At 34.7% G+C, this 16,213-nt stretch carries 15 protein-coding genes; 9 read left to right on the top strand and 6 right to left on the bottom strand.

What is annotated here, in order from left to right; genetic code table 11:
- Nucleotides 1-72: 72 nt before the first annotated feature.
- Nucleotides 73-540, top strand: a complete 468-nt coding sequence (locus RBR53_02945) for a hypothetical protein (GenBank protein ID MDY0131603.1) — start codon at nucleotides 73-75, stop codon at nucleotides 538-540.
- Between the two features lie 162 nt (nucleotides 541-702).
- On the opposite strand, the gene RBR53_02940 is transcribed toward RBR53_02945, so the two are convergent.
- The 4 genes from RBR53_02940 to hemC form a co-directional block, all read right to left on the bottom strand.
- Nucleotides 703-1,098 (bottom strand): ectoine synthase, encoded by a 396-nt coding sequence (locus tag RBR53_02940; GenBank protein MDY0131602.1) that lies wholly within the window; start codon nucleotides 1,096-1,098, stop codon nucleotides 703-705.
- Nucleotides 1,095-2,375: a diaminobutyrate--2-oxoglutarate transaminase gene (gene ectB, locus RBR53_02935; GenBank protein ID MDY0131601.1), complete on the bottom strand. Its 1,281-nt coding sequence runs from the start codon at nucleotides 2,373-2,375 to the stop codon at nucleotides 1,095-1,097. The genes RBR53_02940 and ectB overlap by 4 nt, the downstream gene beginning before the upstream one ends.
- Before the next feature lie 119 nt (nucleotides 2,376-2,494).
- Entirely contained in the window at nucleotides 2,495-3,001 is a 507-nt protein-coding gene (gene ectA, locus RBR53_02930; protein MDY0131600.1) for a diaminobutyrate acetyltransferase, read from the bottom strand.
- 315 nt (nucleotides 3,002-3,316) lie between these two features.
- A complete protein-coding gene (hemC, locus tag RBR53_02925; protein MDY0131599.1) occupies nucleotides 3,317-4,240 on the bottom strand; it encodes a hydroxymethylbilane synthase in 924 nt (307 codons plus the stop codon).
- A 118-nt stretch (nucleotides 4,241-4,358) separates the two neighbouring features.
- Between hemC and RBR53_02920 the strand changes: the two genes are divergently transcribed.
- Nucleotides 4,359-5,402 carry a GIDE domain-containing protein gene (locus tag RBR53_02920; GenBank protein ID MDY0131598.1) on the top strand — a complete coding sequence of 348 codons (1,044 nt, stop codon included), beginning with the start codon at nucleotides 4,359-4,361 and terminating at the stop codon, nucleotides 5,400-5,402.
- 19 nt (nucleotides 5,403-5,421) lie between these two features.
- Nucleotides 5,422-5,988 (top strand): LemA family protein, encoded by a 567-nt coding sequence (locus RBR53_02915; GenBank protein MDY0131597.1) that lies wholly within the window; start codon nucleotides 5,422-5,424, stop codon nucleotides 5,986-5,988.
- An 8-nt stretch (nucleotides 5,989-5,996) separates the two neighbouring features.
- On the opposite strand, the gene RBR53_02910 is transcribed toward RBR53_02915, so the two are convergent.
- On the bottom strand, nucleotides 5,997-6,833 hold the full coding sequence (locus RBR53_02910; protein ID MDY0131596.1) for a TatD family hydrolase: 837 nt from the start codon (nucleotides 6,831-6,833) through the stop codon (nucleotides 5,997-5,999).
- A gap of 56 nt (nucleotides 6,834-6,889) precedes the next feature.
- On the opposite strand from RBR53_02910, the gene RBR53_02905 reads away from it, so the two are divergent.
- Nucleotides 6,890-7,363, top strand: coding sequence for a tRNA (cytidine(34)-2'-O)-methyltransferase (locus RBR53_02905; GenBank protein MDY0131595.1), 474 nt, complete (start codon nucleotides 6,890-6,892; stop codon nucleotides 7,361-7,363).
- A 67-nt stretch (nucleotides 7,364-7,430) separates the two neighbouring features.
- Here RBR53_02905 and sat read toward each other — a convergent pair whose 3' ends face one another.
- Entirely contained in the window at nucleotides 7,431-8,708 is a 1,278-nt protein-coding gene (sat, locus tag RBR53_02900; GenBank protein MDY0131594.1) for a sulfate adenylyltransferase, read from the bottom strand.
- A gap of 206 nt (nucleotides 8,709-8,914) precedes the next feature.
- Here sat and RBR53_02895 point away from each other — a divergent pair, with 206 nt between their 5' ends.
- From RBR53_02895 to RBR53_02875, 5 genes are all read left to right on the top strand, one after another.
- Nucleotides 8,915-11,452 carry a bifunctional aconitate hydratase 2/2-methylisocitrate dehydratase gene (locus tag RBR53_02895; GenBank protein MDY0131593.1) on the top strand — a complete coding sequence of 846 codons (2,538 nt, stop codon included), beginning with the start codon at nucleotides 8,915-8,917 and terminating at the stop codon, nucleotides 11,450-11,452.
- Between the two features lie 173 nt (nucleotides 11,453-11,625).
- Nucleotides 11,626-13,092, top strand: coding sequence for a sodium-dependent transporter (locus RBR53_02890; protein MDY0131592.1), 1,467 nt, complete (start codon nucleotides 11,626-11,628; stop codon nucleotides 13,090-13,092).
- A 16-nt stretch (nucleotides 13,093-13,108) separates the two neighbouring features.
- On the top strand, nucleotides 13,109-13,204 hold the full coding sequence (locus RBR53_02885; GenBank protein ID MDY0131591.1) for a MetS family NSS transporter small subunit: 96 nt from the start codon (nucleotides 13,109-13,111) through the stop codon (nucleotides 13,202-13,204).
- Nucleotides 13,205-13,418: 214 nt separating this feature from the next.
- Entirely contained in the window at nucleotides 13,419-14,981 is a 1,563-nt protein-coding gene (locus RBR53_02880) for a type I restriction-modification system subunit M (GenBank protein MDY0131590.1), read from the top strand.
- Nucleotides 14,982-16,211: a restriction endonuclease subunit S gene (locus RBR53_02875; GenBank protein MDY0131589.1), complete on the top strand. Its 1,230-nt coding sequence runs from the start codon at nucleotides 14,982-14,984 to the stop codon at nucleotides 16,209-16,211.
- Nucleotides 16,212-16,213: the final 2 nt, after the last annotated feature.

Genomic DNA, 16,213 nt, shown 5'->3' with positions numbered 1-16,213 from the left:
ATAACAAATCTGGTTTTTGAGTAAAATATAAAATATTCAATCCAGGAAAAGTTTAAACAAGGGCTTGTTAAAATGGTAAATATAAAAACAATTTATACAAAATCGGAACCTTTGGCAAAAAAAGTTATTGAAGAGCTTGCTTTAAAAGACGGCTTTGAACTTACTTTTTCAAAGATCAATGGGTTTTCTTCAGGGGAAGAGCAAATCAAAGAGGGTGATTCCCAGACTGTTTGTCTTTTTCTTTTTCTTGAGCTGAGAAAACATGAAATGTCAAAAGGCTGGCTATGGGCAAGGGGAATTAAAAAAATTTCAGAAAAAGAATCAATTTTTCATTCATGGCTAGAATATGACGGGTTTGTTGTTGATCCCCTGCCAGGATTTGAGATCTCAGGGAAAAAGTATCTTCCAGGAGATATCCTTATAACAAAAAAAGATAAATACCGCAGCTTCTCCGGTTTTAAACCCATGTCTTTGAAAAACGAAAAACAGGTTTTGAGGTGGATTGAAAAAATCAACAATAAATATTCAAATCCAGCCTGACCAGACTTGTAACTTTCCCTTAGATAAGGGGAGCTGAAGTTTATCCTGATCAAAATTTGGAACTCCAGAATTTGTGGGTGAAGAAAAAAGGCTGGTATAATTGAAAAGGCAAAAGAGTATAAAAAGCCGGAAATTAAGTTTTTTCCGGCTTTTTAATTTGGACTAGTCAGGATTTGGAGGAGGATAAACCCCTTCACTATTGTGATCTTCACTGCCTGTTAAAGGCGGATTAAAAACGCAGATCAGTCTTAAATCTTCCGAAGCTCTTAAAAGATGTTTTTCATGGCCATTGAGAGCATACATTGTTCCGTCTTCAATTTTTATAATTTCATTGGTGTCAAGGCGTTCAAGTTCACCTTTTCCTCCAACGCAGTAAACAGCTTCAAGGTGATGTTTATACCAGATAAGAGTTTCTGTTCCGGCAAAAATTATTGTTTCATGGAATGAAAAACCCATTCCATCGTCCTTTAAAAGAAATCTCCTGCTTACCCAATTTCCGTTTTTGGCTTTTTTATCTCTTTTTGTTCCAACAATTTCCTTAAGAGTTCTTACTATCATAGGGTGAATTCTCCAGATGCTTTTTCAAGTTTTTCATTTAAAATTTTTTCAATTGAGCTTTCAATTATTGAAATTCCCTCTTTTAAAAGAGCTTCATCAATAATAAGAGGGGGAAGAAGTTTTAAAACCTGATCTTCACCTCCTGCAAGCTCAATTATAAGACCGTTTTCAAAGCATTTTTTTGAAATTTCAGTTCCAAGATTAAGCTCAGGTATTTCCAGTCCGTAGATCATTCCCCTTCCCCTGACTTTTGCTTCAAGCTCAGGGAATTTTTCTGCAACTCTTTCAAGTTCTTCTTTCATTATTTTTGATTTGTACTTTACAGATTCGCTTAAGTCATTGGTGTCCCAATAGTCAAGGCATTGGGCTGAAGCTATAAAGGCAAGGTTGTTCCCTCTAAATGTTCCTGTGTGCTCTCCAGGCTTCCATTGGTCAAGATCTGGACGCATAAGAACCATTGCAAGGGGAAGTCCTCCTCCTATTGCCTTGGAAAGTGTTATTATATCAGGTTTGATTCCTGATTCTTCAAAGCTGAAAAAATCACCGCTTCTGCCGTTTCCAACCTGGATATCATCAACAATAAGAAGGATTTCAAACTCCCGGCAAATATCTGAAAGTTCACTTAGCCATTCTGGGCTGGCAATATTAATACCACCTTCTGCCTGGATGGTTTCAAGGATAACAGCAGCTGGAAGATCCAGTCCGCTACTTTTATCTGTAAGTGCTTTTCTAAAATAATCCAAGGTATTGAAATCGGTACCAAGATAGCTGTCAAAAGGCATGAATGAAACATTTGAACGGCTTATATGGGCTTCATCACGGTAAAATTCATTTCCTGTTACAGCAAGAGAACCCATGCTAAGTCCATGAAAGGCATTGGTAAATGCCACAATATTTGATCTGCCTTTGATTGTTCTTGCAAGTTTAAGTGCACTTTCAACTGCGTTTGTGCCTGTTGGACCTGTAAACTGAATTTTATAGTCCATATTTCTTGGTTCAAGAATTGTTGATTTAAACTTTTCAAGGAATTTTTTCTTTGCTGTTGTAGCCATATCAAGGCCGTGAAGAACCCCGTCTTTTTCCAGGTATTCGATCATGGCTTTAATTACATGATCGTTATTGTGTCCATAGTTAAGGGTTCCTGCACCTGCAAAGAAATCAATATATTCCTTTCCCATTTCATCTTTTAAAATTGCACCTTTAGATGATTCAAACACCACGGGAAAAGATCTTATATAGCCTCTTACCCTTGATTCTAAGGTTTCAAAAATTCTCATAATATCTCCTGTTTTAATTTATATTTAAATTTAAAAAGACTGATTTTTCAGAAGCTTAGGTTTAAATTAGAAAATCTAAGCATTCTTATAATCAATCTGAATAAGTTTTTTATTAAACGTCAGTTTATTGGGCCTATTTGAAATAGTTTTTCAGGCTCATGGCCGGTTTCACCAAAAAAGTCTTTGGGATAAATAATCTCATCAAATTTATAATTTGAATCAAGAGATTTTGCTGTTGATTTAAAAAGGGCTATGGAAGCCTTGTTTGAAGTCGTTATCGTAGCATGTAGATATTTAACTTTTTGAGATAATTGAGATTTTGCAAGGGTTGTAATCATTGTTTTTCCAAGATTGCGACCCTGAAATTTTTTGGAAACGCCAACCTGCCATACAAAAAGAGTTTGGTGTTTAATTGGTGGAAAATAAGCTGTAACAAAGCCTGCCAGCTCGTTATCTTTAAAAGCTGCTATTGATGATTCATTGAAATGGTCTGCCATAAGAACATAGTGGTAAATAGAATTGAGGTCTAAGGATTTGGAGTTTTTTACAAGTTCCCAGATTAATTTACCATCGGAAGGAACAGGTTTTTTTAATTTAAATTTATTTTCTTTATCCATCACAACCATACTGTTGACCGGCTTTTAGTATGTTTTTCCTCCTTGTTTTTAAATTAAACAATAAACTTGAATAATTTTATTATTGAAGAAAGTCTTAATTTAAGCTGCCGGATTTGATTTTGCTAATTTATTCATAGGGAAGCTGATTTGTCAAGTTAGGACAAAATTAATTTTATCTGAATTGAGGGTTTTATGTTTTTAAATATAAAATTTAGAGTGAATCTAGGTTTTAAATAGATTTTAACTTAAATCTGATTTTTCAATTTGAAGAAGCTGGTGATAAAATTGTTATTTATGGGTTAAATTGATTAACCCATAAGATTATTAATTGTTTTTTAAACTTTTTAAACTTTTTAAAATTTCTCTTCCCCCATTTTCAAGAACATAGGAGGCAAGTTTTGTTCCGGCTTCCTGGGGATTTTCTGATTCAAAATCATTTAAAACAATTGTTTGTCCATCAGTGGAAACTATTCCTCCTTTAAGACATACTTTATTGTTTTTTAGAATTCCGTGGCAAAAGGCTGGGATGCTGCATCCTCCTTCAAGAATATTTAAAAATTGTCTTTCACCTAAAAGTATTTTTTCAGTTGTTTCTGAGTTCAAAGCCTTTCTTAATTTGTTTTTTATTTCCAAAGGAAGGTTTTTTGAAGCTTCAATGGCAAGGCATCCCTGTCCCACAGGAGGAATGAAAACTTCAGGATCAAATTCATAAACAATCAGGTCATCATAGCCCATTCTTAAAACCCCTGCCTTGGCAAGAACAAGACCGTCGCAATCTTTATTGTCCATTTTTTTAATTCTTGTCTGAAGATTTCCCCTCATATCTGTAAGTTTTAAATGGGGAAAAAAGTGTTTAATAAGGGAAGTTCGCCTTACAGACGAGGTTCCAAGCACAAAGGATGAATTTTTATCTTCGGGATTAAGAGGTTTTCTTGAAACGATTACATCATTTGCTTCTTCCCTTTCAGTAAAAGCTATGATTTCAAAGTCTTTGGGAAGATTTGACTGGAGATCTTTTGCACTGTGAACTGCTATATCAATTTCAAGATTCAAAAGTTTTTCTTCAAGCTCTTCAGTGAAAACTCCCTTACTTCCTATCTTTGCAATTGATCTATCAAGGATTTTATCCCCTTTTGTTTCAATTGGGAAAAGTTTTGATTTAATATTGTTTTTGGCTAAAAGTTCCTGGATATATTTTGCCTGCCACATAGCAAGCTTACTTTTTCTTGTTCCTATTTTGATTTCCATTTATAATTCCCCTGAAATTTTTAATTTTAAACTGAATTGAGCAGAAATTTAAATTAAGGTCAATGACTTAATATCATTTTTAGGATTATTCAAAAAGTTAAAACTCAAGGAGCCAAGCTTGAATAAAGCATATATAAACAATAATCTTCCTTCTCCCCCTGAAATACCATCAAGGAAAAGCTTAAGTTTAAAAAAAAAACTGATGGTATTTATTATAACCGGAATTTTTATTTTTATATTTTTTCAAACAAAGGGCTTAGAATCGGTTTTAAATTCTCCGGGGATTAAAAAAATTGCAGAATTTTTTATTTTTAAAGGGATTTTTCTTTTTGTAATTTTCCCGCTCTTTCTTTTGGGGTTTATTAAATACCTTAAGTTTAAAAATATTATTTCTGATTTACCCACAAGTAAAATACGTTCTGCTTCAATGGGAATGGTTGAACTTAAGGGAACAGCTAAAAGGAAATACAATCTTTTATCACCATGTGCCAATCTTCCCTGCATTTATTATAAGGTGAATAAATACAAAAGAGCAAACAAGGCCAATCAGTCGGGCTGGACCTGGTATGAAACCATTGTGTCAGGAAGCACTCCTTTTTACCTTGAAGACGATTATGGAAGGGTTTGTGTCTATCCCGAGGGAGCCCAGGTGCTTCCTTTAAAAAAAGAGACATATATAAATACCGGTGGAGTTTATTCCCAGGGGATTTCGTTTATGGTTCCAATGGGGCAGAAATGGGAAGAAGAGGTTATTCTTGACAATAGTCCTCTTTATATTCTTGGCTGGGCAGAATATCCACTGAATTCGGATAAATCAGAAATAAAAAAAATCCGTCTTGAAATTTTAAGAAAAATAAAAAAAAATGAAAAGCTTCTTTCTTTTTATGATACTGACAAAAATGGAAAAATTGATGCCCATGAATGGGAAAAAGCTATATCAGATGCTGATAAAAAAGCTTATAAGCAATTCCTTTCAGGGTCTGGCAATAAAAAAGAATCTTTTATTGTTTTGGATCCTCCATATAAAGGATTTCCCATGATTATTGCACCAACAAGACTTGAAGATAAAATTTTGAAAAAATTTAATTTATATATCTGGGTTAATCTGGCAGGTGCTGTTTTTGCATTTGTTGGAGGAAGTATAATGTTTTTTACAAATTGAAAACAGGGGAAAATCAGTTATGTCTATAATCGGAGTCGGTGTTATTGCGGGAATTTTTGTTCTTTTGGCAATTTTGGTTCTTTTTGTAATTATTACTTACAATGGGTTTATTCATCTGAAAAACAATATTGATAAAACCTGGAGCAATATAGATATTCTTCTCAAGCAAAGATACGATGAAATTCCAAAGCTTGTTGAAGTCTGCAAAGGCTATATGACCCATGAAAGAGAAACTCTTGAAAGGGTTATCAGGGCAAGAAATATGGTTGGGAGCCCAAAAGACTCAAAAAAGTTTCTTGAAAACCAGGGGGAACTTACAACTGCTTTGAAATCACTTTTTGCAGTGGCTGAACAATACCCTGAACTTAAGGCTGACAGCATGTTTGCAAGGCTTCAGTCAAGAATAACAGAAATTGAAGATTCAATTGCAGACAGAAGAGAAATGTATAATGAAGTGGTGACTATTTATAATATAAAACTTCAGAAATTTCCTGATACTATGGTGGGCTCTGCTTTTAAGTTTGACCAAAGTGTTTTGTGGGAAATTGATCCTTTACACAGGGAAGATGTAAAAATCAGTTTTTAAAAATAAATTTATTCAAGGTTTAAAAAACGGCTTATATTTTCACAATAAAGTTTGGTTTTAAATGAGTTATCAAGGTTATTTTCCTCTATTTCTTTAAAATATCTTTCAGGTGAGATAAGAGGCCAGTCTGTACCGAAAACAATTTTATCTTTTAGTTCATCAGAGCTTAAAATTTCATAGATATTTTTTTTGTAGATAAATGGAATTGCTGCAGTATCAAAAAGAATGTTTTCCATTGAAGGAGGGGTTTTTAAAAAATTGAAAAACAAAACTCCTCCTCCAAGATGGGCTAAAATTATTTTGTTTTTTTTAAATTCTTCAATAAAGTTTAAAATTCCTGAAATTGTCATTGGTGATTTGCCAGGATATTGATGACCAGCCTCTTCATTTGTATGAAAGATTACTGGTATGGATTTTTTTTGTGCAAGTTTCATTATGGGCTTGAGTTTGTTTATAATTTCAAAATCAAAATCCCTGGTGTAAAATCCAAGTTCACCAAAACCTTTAAATTTGTTTTTCAAAGCTCTTTTTGCTTCTTTTAAGGCATAGTCTTTAGAAGGATTAAAGCAGGCAAAAGGAATAAGCCTTTTTTTAAACTTAATTGACTTTTCAAGAACATAATCATTGTGAAATTTTGATTTATCTTCATTGTTCCATGGAAATCCAAAAACAATGGTTTTATCTATTTTGTTTTTATCCATTGATTCTATAAGTTCTTCAGCTGTGGATAGTTTTGATTTGGGATTTTTATAAAGCCAGGAAAATTCTTTTTCATTTTCAAAAAAAATTTCCCTTTTGTTTTTTATTTTTTCAGGAAAAATATGTGCGTGACAGTCAATTATCATTTATATAGATTCCGTTTTTTTTAAATTTACTTAAAAAGTATCAGAGGTTTTTTATTATGGAAAGAAATATTGTGCTTATAAGTCCTGATGTCCATTGGAATACTGGAAATATAGGAAGAACCTGCCTTGGAACCGATACCAGCCTTCATCTTGTAAAACCCCTTGGGTTTTTGCTTGATGATAAGCATTTGAAAAGGGCAGGGCTTGATTATTGGAAAAATGTAAAACTTTTTGTCTGGGATGATTTTCAAGATTTTTTAAAGAACTCAAAACCTGAAAAAGGAGAACTTGTGTTTTTTTCAAAGCTGGGTAAAAAAAATTATATTGAAATTCCAAAGCTTAACAGACTTTTTCTTGTATTTGGGTCTGAAACAAAAGGGCTGCCGGATTCAATAATAGAAAAATACCAGGAAAGTACTTATTATATTCCAGTAAAAAATTCTATAAGATCTTTAAATCTTTCAACATCTGTTGGTGTTGCTTTGTATGAAAGTTTGAGAGGCTTTGAAGATTTTCATCAGTGGAAGTAAAAGGAGAAATAAAAAAGGGGGAAATAAAATTCCCCCTTTAGGCTCTTTTTAAAAAAAGAAAAAATTGTTACATCTTAGATCCGCTTGCAGCACCATGGGTCTTGATTTCAACTTTTTCTGTAAGACCTTCATAGTACTCACGAAGAAGAGCAAGAACTTCATCACGACCAAAATGATCTGGAATTGGAGTTCCTTCTGAAAGACCTTTTCTAAGCATTGTACCTGAAAGAATAACTCTGTACTGCTTATCATGTGGGCATGTTCTAAGTGAAGCCATTCCATCACATTTTTCACAATAGAATGTCCAGTCAATTTTTAGAGGCTCGCACTTAAGAGCTTTTCCTTCTTCTTCAGGATAAGGTATTGTTTCAAAAATTTCCTGAGCTTCAAAAAGACCGTAAAAGTCGCCAACGCCTGCATGGTCACGACCGATAATCATTTTGTTTACACCGTAGTTCTGACGGAAAGTAGCATGAAGAAGAGCTTCACGAGGTCCAGCATATCTCATGTCCAGAGGATATCCGCCCTGTACAACGTTTTCTTCAACAAAGTGATGCTTAACAAGGGTGTCAATACACTTAACACGTACTTCTGCAGGAATATCACCAGGCTTAAGGTTACCTACCAGAGAATGAATAAAAGTACCGTCGCATACTTCAATACCAATTTTTGCAAGGTATTCATGTGAACGATGCATTGGGTTTCTAAGCTGAAGAGCTGCAACTGTTGCCCAGCCTTTTTCGTCAAAAATAGCTCTTGACTCGGCAGGTCTCATGTAAATACCTTTGTACTTTGTTGGGAATTCACCTTCAGAAACCAGCTTGATTGGTCCTGCAATGTTAAAATCTTTTTGTGCCATTACCTGCTGAACACCTGGGTGATCTTCTTCAGCTATTTTCCAGAATTCGTCAGCATTGGCTGTACCTGTACCCATGAAAACTTTTTCACATTCCCACTTTTTGTTAGCTTCTGTCATTTCAAACTTTTCAGTAACATTCATTGTACCCATAACTTCACCGGACTGGGAAACAAGAGCTACTTCATCGCCTTCTTTGATTGCGTCAGCGTCAGCTTTATCAACTGAAAGAGTAACAGGAACAGGCCAGAATGTACCATCAGCAAGAAGGAAGTTTTCACAAACGCCTTTCCAGTCTGCTTTTGTCATGAAACCTTCAAGAGGACTGAAACCGCCTGTACCAATCATTATAAGGTCGCCTTCTTCTCTTGAAGACATTTCAATTTTTTTAAGACCTTCTGCTTTTTTAAGCTCTGCTTCTTTTTCTGCACCTTCAAGCAGTTTGTTAATAAGACCTTTTCCACCATGTGGTGCTACCAGTTTTGACATAATAAGCTCCTTGTCTTTAATATTTTATATCTTTGAAGTTGTCCTCTTGACAACTTCATTAGTTCAATTTAGTTGAAGAAACATAGAAATTGCTTATAAAGGATATTGATTTTTGTCAAGTTATTTTACCCTTGAACTTAAATAATGTTGTTGGTTAAAAAGAGATATAAGTTCTTGAAAAAATTTAAAATTTGAAAGGAAGTCCCATGCTTGAAGAGTATAGAAAACATTTGGAAGACAGAAAAAAACAGGGGATTGAACCAAAACCCCTTGATAGAAGTCAGGTGAAAAAGATTTTGGACCTGATAAAAAACCCGCCCCGGGGGCAAGAGGCCTTTGTAACAAGTCTTATAGAAGAAAGAGTGTCTCCAGGAGTTGATCCTGCAGCATTGGAAAAAGCAGCTATCCTTTATGAACTTGCAACCAAAAACATTGTTTCACCCTTGATTACCCCAAAAAGAGCTGTCTTTCTTTTGGGTAATATGAGGGGAGGTTATGCTTTAGATTATTTGATCAAGCTTTTAGAAGATGGATCTCTTGGTGACAATTCTGCCAAAGCTTTGGGAAAAACTCTTCTTGTTTATGATAAATTTGAACTCATAGCAAAGCTTTCAAAAACCAATGAGAATGCAAAAAAAGTTATAAGATCATGGGCTGATGCCCATTGGTTTAATTTTTTATCAGAGATACCTGAAGAAATTCATTTAACAGCATTCAAGGTTGACGGAGAAATCAATACAGATGATTTGTCCCCTGCATCTGAAGCCTGGAGCAGGCCAGATATTCCCCTCCATGCCCTTTCAATGCTCCAGTCAAGAATAGATTCACCTTTAAAAATTATTGAAGAATTAAAAGAAAAAGGCCGTCCTCTTGCCTTTGTAGGTGATATTGTTGGAACAGGATCTTCAAGAAAATCAGCAGGTAATTCTCTTATCTGGCATATTGGAGAAGACATTCCCTTTGTTCCCAATAAAAGAAAAGGCGGATTTGTAATAGGAGAAAAAATTGCCCCTATTTTTTATAATACAATGGAAGATTCAGGGGCTTTTCCTGTTGAAGCTGATGTTAAAAAAATAAAAAATGGAGACCATCTTATTTTAAAGCCTTTTGAAGGCAAAATTTTAAACGGCAAAACTTTGGAAGTTGTTTCTGAATTTGAAATTAAAAATAAAGTTCTTTTTGATTCATACAGGGCAGGGGGAAGAATTCCTCTCATAGTAGGTAAAACACTTACAGACAAATCAAGAAAATTTCTTGGAGAAGGTTTTGCTGATTTTTTCAGAAACCCTCCAATGCCTGAAGATACTGGCAAAGGTTTTACCCTTGCACAGAAAATAATTGGAAATGCCTGTGGAAAAAAAGGGGTAAGACCTGGTGAATATTGTGAACCTTCCACTGCAACCGTTGGTTCCCAGGATACCACAGGACCAATGACAAAAGATGAGCTTATGGAGCTTTCATGTATGAAGTTTTCAGCAGGACTAGTAATGCAGTCGTTTTGTCATACAGCTGCTTATCCAAGGCTTTCTGATATTGAAATGCATTCTTCCCTGGCAGATTTTATGATTGAAAGAAAGGGGATTGCCTTAAAACCCGGAGACGGAATTATCCATTCATGGCTTAATAGAATGATTTTGCCAGACACTGTTGGTACAGGAGGAGATTCACACACAAGATTTCCCTTTGGAATAAGTTTTCCTGCAGGGTCAGGACTTGTAGCTTTTGCAGCTGCCATGGGAAAAATGCCCCTTGATGTTCCAGAATCTGTTCTTGTAAGTTTTAAGGGAAAAAGAAAAGAGTATTTAACAATTAGGGATCTGGTCAATTCAATTCCTTATTTTGCAATTAAAAAAGGGCTGCTCACCATTGAAAAAGAAGGAAAGAAAAATATATTTTCCGGAAGAATTTTAGAAATGGAAGGAACAGAAGAACTTAGTGTAGATGAGGCTTACGAACTTACTGATGCTTCTGCTGAAAGATCAGCTGCTGCTGCAACAATAAAACTTTCAGAAGAAATGGTTACAGAGTTTCTTGAATCAAATATTTGTTTTTTAAGAGAGCTTGCAGACAGGGGATATATGGACAAGTCAGCTCTTATTCAAAGATCCAAGGAAATGGAAGCCTGGGTTGAAAATAAAAGTCTTTTAAGGCGCGATAAAGATGCTGATTTTATAGAAAAGCTTGAGATAAATCTTGATGAGCTTAATGAACCTGTTCTTGCCTGTCCAAATGATCCAGACGATGTAAAACTTTTGTCAGAGCTTTCAGGCACAAAAATAGACGAAGTATTTATTGGTTCCTGTATGACTCATATAGGTCATTTCAGAGCTCTTGCAAAAATAGTTGAAGGAAAGACAGCAAAATCAAAACTCTGGGTTTGTCCTCCCACTGAAATGGATAAAGATATTTTAAGAAATGAAGGGGTTTATAGTATTTTGGGAAAAGCAGGGGCAAGAATTGAAATTCCAGGATGTTCGCTTTGCATGGGAAACCAGGCAAGGGTTGATCCAGGCTCTGTTGTTTTTTCAACTTCAACAAGAAACTTTCCCAATAGAATGGGGGATAACACTAAAGTTTTCCTGGGTTCTGCAGAACTTGGGGCTGTTATTTCAATTCTTGGAGAAATACCAAGCCCTGAAGAATATGAAAAAACAATGAAAACTGAAATTATTCCATTCAAAGACTCAATTTATAGATTTATTAGGTTTGATTTGGAAAACAAAGGTTCAGAGGGGTGGAAATAAAGAAAAATTATTTGGTTGGTGATTGGCTGAAAAATTGGGATTAACTGAAGTTCTATCCGGGCGGCTGGTAAAATATAATGTTGAAGTCTTTTAAGTCTTTTGCTAACGATATGGCGATATATTAATGAATTTTTTATAACTAAACTTTTAAGCACCGGGGAGGAGAGGTAGTTATGGCTAAAAGAGAAAATTGGGGCACCAGAACAGGTTTTATTCTGGCAGCCGTCGGGTCAGCCATAGGACTCGGCAATATCTGGAGATTTCCTTACATGGTTTATGACAATGGCGGTGGTGCATTTCTTATACCTTATTTTTTTGCACTTATAACAGCAGGTATTCCTATTATAATAATGGAATTTGGCCTTGGTCATAAGTATCATGGTGCTGCTCCAAAAACTTTCTCATTAATTAATCCCAAATGGGAATGGTTGGGATGGTGGCAGGTTTTGATCTCTTTTGTTATTTCAGTTTATTATGTGGTCATAATAGGCTGGGGGGTCAATTATTTAAGATTTTCTTTTACCCAGTCCTGGGGAGAAGATACAAAAGGCTTTTTCTTTGGAGATTTTTTAAACCTGTCTGATTCAGCCATGAATATCGGTGGGATAGTATGGCCTGTTTTTATTGCAACTACGGCTATGTGGCTTGTTTGCTGGTTTGTTCTTTTCAGCGGAGTTAAAAGAGGTATTGAAGCTGCAAATAAAATTTTCATGCCTATTCTTTTTGTTCTTATCCTTCTTTTAATGTTTCGTGCTGTAACTCTTGACGGAGCCTTAACCGGACTTAATTATCTTTTTAAGCCAGATTTTAGCAAAATTTTTGAACCTAAAGTTTGGGTTGCTGCCTATGGTCAGATTTTCTTTACCCTGAGTATTTGTTTTGCAATCATGGTTACTTATTCAAGCTATCTTCCAGAAGATTCTGATATAAATAACAATGGAATGATGACAGCTTTTATAAACTGTGGATTCAGTATGCTTGCAGGTATTATGGTTTTTGGTATTTTAGGTTATATGGCTGCAAAAGAAGGGGTTGGAATTGAAGATGTTGCTGGTGCAGGTGTTGGTCTTGCTTTTGTTACAATTCCAAAAGCAATCAACCTTCTTCCGGCTCCATGGCTTTTTGGGCCGCTTTTCTTTACCTGTATAGTCTTTGCAGGTCTTTCTTCAATGATTTCAATTTCTGAGGCCTGTTGTTCGGCTATAATGGACAAGTTTTATGTTACAAGAAAAACAGCAGTTACAGGCTATGTTTTTATAGGATTTCTTTCAAGTATAATTCTTATGACCCAAGGTGGTCTTTATGTACTTGATATCACAGACCATTTTATCAATAACTTTGGAATCGTTTTTGCCGGTATAATTGAAATCCTTTTTATTGGATGGCTTTTTAGGCTTGAGTCTGTAAGAGAGCATGTAAACGCCATTTCAGATTTTACAGTTGGCAAATGGTGGAATTTCTGCCTGATGGCTGTAACTCCAATAGTTCTTGGGTATATGGGAGTAATGAACCTTGTAAACGATCTTACAAAACCCTATGAAGGTTATCCTTTTGAAGCTCTTCTTATGTACGGATGGGCTGTTGTTATAGGTGTTTTTGTGGTTGGAGTACTTCTTCATTCCGTTACTAAAAACAATTAATTTTAAGGAGAATATAATGGAGTTTTCAGCAGTATTGATGATGATTTTCGGTCTTGGGGTTACTTGGGGCGGAGCTGCTATTTGTATAAGAATAGCAATGAAAAAAAAGTAATTAATCATATTTTGTAAAATTCTGAAATTTAAAAAACTTTAAAAAGGGTGGTTAACCTGCCCTTTACCATAGGGATTTATAATTTCTTAAAAAATTCGGCATAGTCGTTGTAGCGGCTATGCCGTTTTGCTTTCTTTGCTAGGGATATTGGTCCAATTCAGTTATAGTGTATCCTGATTTTCTAAAGATTGGTTGAAAAAGAGGAGAAAGATCCATGGGAAACAGAAAAGAACAAGAAAGAGCAGAATTACACCGCACCATCTGGAGTATGGCCAATGATTTAAGGGGTAGTGTAGATGGTTGGGATTTTAAACAATATGTTTTAGGTATGCTCTTTTATAGATATATCTCAGAAAATATTACTTCATACATAAATAAAGGAGAGCATGAAGCAGGATTTAAAGACTTTGATTATGCAAGATTATCTGATGAAGATGCTGAATCTGCTAGAGAAGATCTGGTAAAAACTAAGGGCTTCTTTATACTGCCAAGCGAGCTTTTTGAAAATTTAAAAGATAGGGCAGAGGGTGATGACAACCTTAACGAAACTCTTGAAGCTATCTTTAAAAACATAGAAGCTTCCACAAAGGGAACAGAAAGTGAAGTTAATTTTAAAGGTCTTTTTGATGATTTAGATGTAAACTCTAATAAATTAGGTAGTTCAGTAGTAAGAAGAAATGAAAAACTAGTTAAACTTATAAATTCAGTAGCAGAAATGAAACTGGGATCTTACCAGGATAATACAATAGATGCCTTTGGTGATGCTTATGAATACTTAATGTCTATGTATGCTTCTAATGCTGGAAGATCTGGTGGAGAATATTTTACCCCTCAAGAAGTATCAGAGCTTTTAACCAAAATAGCCCTGGTTGGAAAAACAGAAGTAAATAAAGTTTATGACCCTGCCTGCGGATCTGGTTCCCTGCTTTTACAATCTGCTAAAATTTTAGGAAAAAACAATATAAGGCAAGGTTTTTTTGGGCAAGAAATTAATATGACAACTTACAATTTATGCAGGATAAATATGTTTTTGCATGATGTAGGCTTTGATAAATTTGATATTGCCAATGCAGATACTTTAAAAGATCCTCAGCACTGGGATGATGAACCATTTGAAGTAATTGTATCTAATCCTCCCTATTCCACTAAATGGGATGGAGATGCAAATCCTATTTTGATAAATGACCCTAGATTTTCACCGGCAGGGGTTTTAGCACCAAAATCAAGGGCAGATTTAGCCTTTATAATGCATTCATTAGCTTGGTTGTCAACAAATGGAACTGCTTCTATTGTATGTTTCCCAGGGGTCTTATATAGAAGCGGAGCAGAGCAGAAAATAAGAAAATATTTAATAGATAATAACTATGTAGATGCGATTATTCAACTTTCAGATAATCTATTTTTTGGAACTTCTATAGCTACTTGTATTATGGTACTTAGGAAGTCTAAATCAGAAAACTCAACTCTTTTTATTGATGCATCTAAAGAGGCTATAAAAGTTACTAATAACAATAAGTTAACTGATGAAAACATAGAAACAATCTTGGATATATACAAGGGCAAGGAAGAAATTCAATATGTGTCTAAGTTAGTTCCTAATGATGAAATAGCGAAAGAAGATTACAACTTATCAGTTTCTACATATGTGGAGATAGAGGATACAAGGGAAAAGATAGATATAAGGGTTCTCAATAAGGAAATAAAAGAAATCGTTACTAGACAAGACGAACTAAGGAAGGCCATAGATGAGATAGTAGCAGAAATTGAGGTGGAATAGATGGCTAGGCTAGATAAATTAATAGAAGAACTTTGTCCACATGGGGTGGAGTATGTGGAACTTAAAAACATATCTCAATTATTAAATGGATATGCATTTAAAAGTAATAGATACAGTAAAGAAGGTATTAGAGTAATAAGAATATCTGATGTACAAAAGGGAAGTATTTCTAATAAAGATTTAAAATTTTACTCTGAAGATAGTATTGAAGATATCCAAAGATATTTGTTGAAAGAAAATGACTTAGTTATGTCCTTAACTGGAAATGTTGGAAGAATTGCAATGATATTAAACAAACATCTTCCGGCAGCTTTGAATCAAAGAGTAGTATGTATAAAAGTGAATGAAGAAAAAGTTTTAAATAGATTTTTGTTTCACTTTTTTGACCAGGATTCCTTTGAAAATATAGCTATGAGGAATTCAACAGGTGGAGGCCAAAAAAATCTTAGTACTACATGGTTAGGAAACTTTTCTATCCCCCTACCCCCACTCCCTGTCCAAGAAGAAATTGTCCGTATTCTGGACAATTTCACAGAGCTTACAGCAGAGCTTACAGCAGAGCTTACAGCAAGGAAAAAACAATATGAATATTATAGGGATGAGTTATTGACCTTTGGAGATGAGGTGGAATGGAAGACTTTAGGGGAGGTAGGAGAATTAATAAGAGGTAGTGGGTTACAGAAGAAACACTTTAGGGCTGAAGGGGTGCCCTGTATTCATTATGGTCAAATATATACTTATTATGGTACTTTTGCAGATGAAACTATCTCTTTTGTAACAAAAGAACATTCTAAAAAACTTAGAAAAGCACAAAAAGGAGATGTGCTTATTTCTGGAGTGAGTGAAAACATAGAAGATATTTGTACCCCGTTGGGATGGTTTGGAGATGATGTTTGTATAAGTGGAGATATGTTTGCATTTAGACATAATCAAAATACTAAATATATAACTTACTTATTAAAAACTACTGATTTTAGTAGATATAAAGAAAGGTATGCACATGGTGCAAAAGTTACAAGATTAAGTAGAGATAGATTACTTGAATATAAAATCCCTATACCTCCCCTAGCCGAACAAGAACGTATAGTATCTATCCTAGACAAGTTCGATGCCCTAGTTAATGACATCTCCATAGGTCTACCAGCAGAAATAGAAGCAAGGCAAAATCAATATGAATACTATAGGGAAAAACTGCTTACCGTCAAAGAATTAAATTCAAATGAGGCTTAGAA

The sequence above is a fragment of the Desulforegulaceae bacterium genome, from assembly GCA_034006035.1.
Classification (GTDB): Bacteria; Desulfobacterota; Desulfobacteria; order Desulfobacterales; family JACKCP01; genus JACKCP01.
This window is presented reverse-complemented; position numbering and strand designations above follow the sequence as displayed.

Coding starts and splice junctions, on each gene's coding strand:
- RBR53_02895 (MDY0131593.1), top strand. CDS start 8,915: ATGCTTGAAGAGTATAGAAAACATTTGGAAGACAGAAAAAAACAGGGG.
- RBR53_02940 (MDY0131602.1), bottom strand. CDS start 1,098: ATGATAGTAAGAACTCTTAAGGAAATTGTTGGAACAAAAAGAGATAAA.
- RBR53_02910 (MDY0131596.1), bottom strand. CDS start 6,833: ATGATAATTGACTGTCACGCACATATTTTTCCTGAAAAAATAAAAAAC.
- hemC (MDY0131599.1), bottom strand. CDS start 4,240: ATGGAAATCAAAATAGGAACAAGAAAAAGTAAGCTTGCTATGTGGCAG.
- RBR53_02885 (MDY0131591.1), top strand. CDS start 13,109: ATGGAGTTTTCAGCAGTATTGATGATGATTTTCGGTCTTGGGGTTACT.
- RBR53_02915 (MDY0131597.1), top strand. CDS start 5,422: ATGTCTATAATCGGAGTCGGTGTTATTGCGGGAATTTTTGTTCTTTTG.
- RBR53_02880 (MDY0131590.1), top strand. CDS start 13,419: ATGGGAAACAGAAAAGAACAAGAAAGAGCAGAATTACACCGCACCATC.
- RBR53_02890 (MDY0131592.1), top strand. CDS start 11,626: ATGGCTAAAAGAGAAAATTGGGGCACCAGAACAGGTTTTATTCTGGCA.
- RBR53_02905 (MDY0131595.1), top strand. CDS start 6,890: ATGGAAAGAAATATTGTGCTTATAAGTCCTGATGTCCATTGGAATACT.
- ectA (MDY0131600.1), bottom strand. CDS start 3,001: ATGGTTGTGATGGATAAAGAAAATAAATTTAAATTAAAAAAACCTGTT.
- sat (MDY0131594.1), bottom strand. CDS start 8,708: ATGTCAAAACTGGTAGCACCACATGGTGGAAAAGGTCTTATTAACAAA.
- RBR53_02945 (MDY0131603.1), top strand. CDS start 73: ATGGTAAATATAAAAACAATTTATACAAAATCGGAACCTTTGGCAAAA.
- ectB (MDY0131601.1), bottom strand. CDS start 2,375: ATGAGAATTTTTGAAACCTTAGAATCAAGGGTAAGAGGCTATATAAGA.
- RBR53_02875 (MDY0131589.1), top strand. CDS start 14,982: ATGGCTAGGCTAGATAAATTAATAGAAGAACTTTGTCCACATGGGGTG.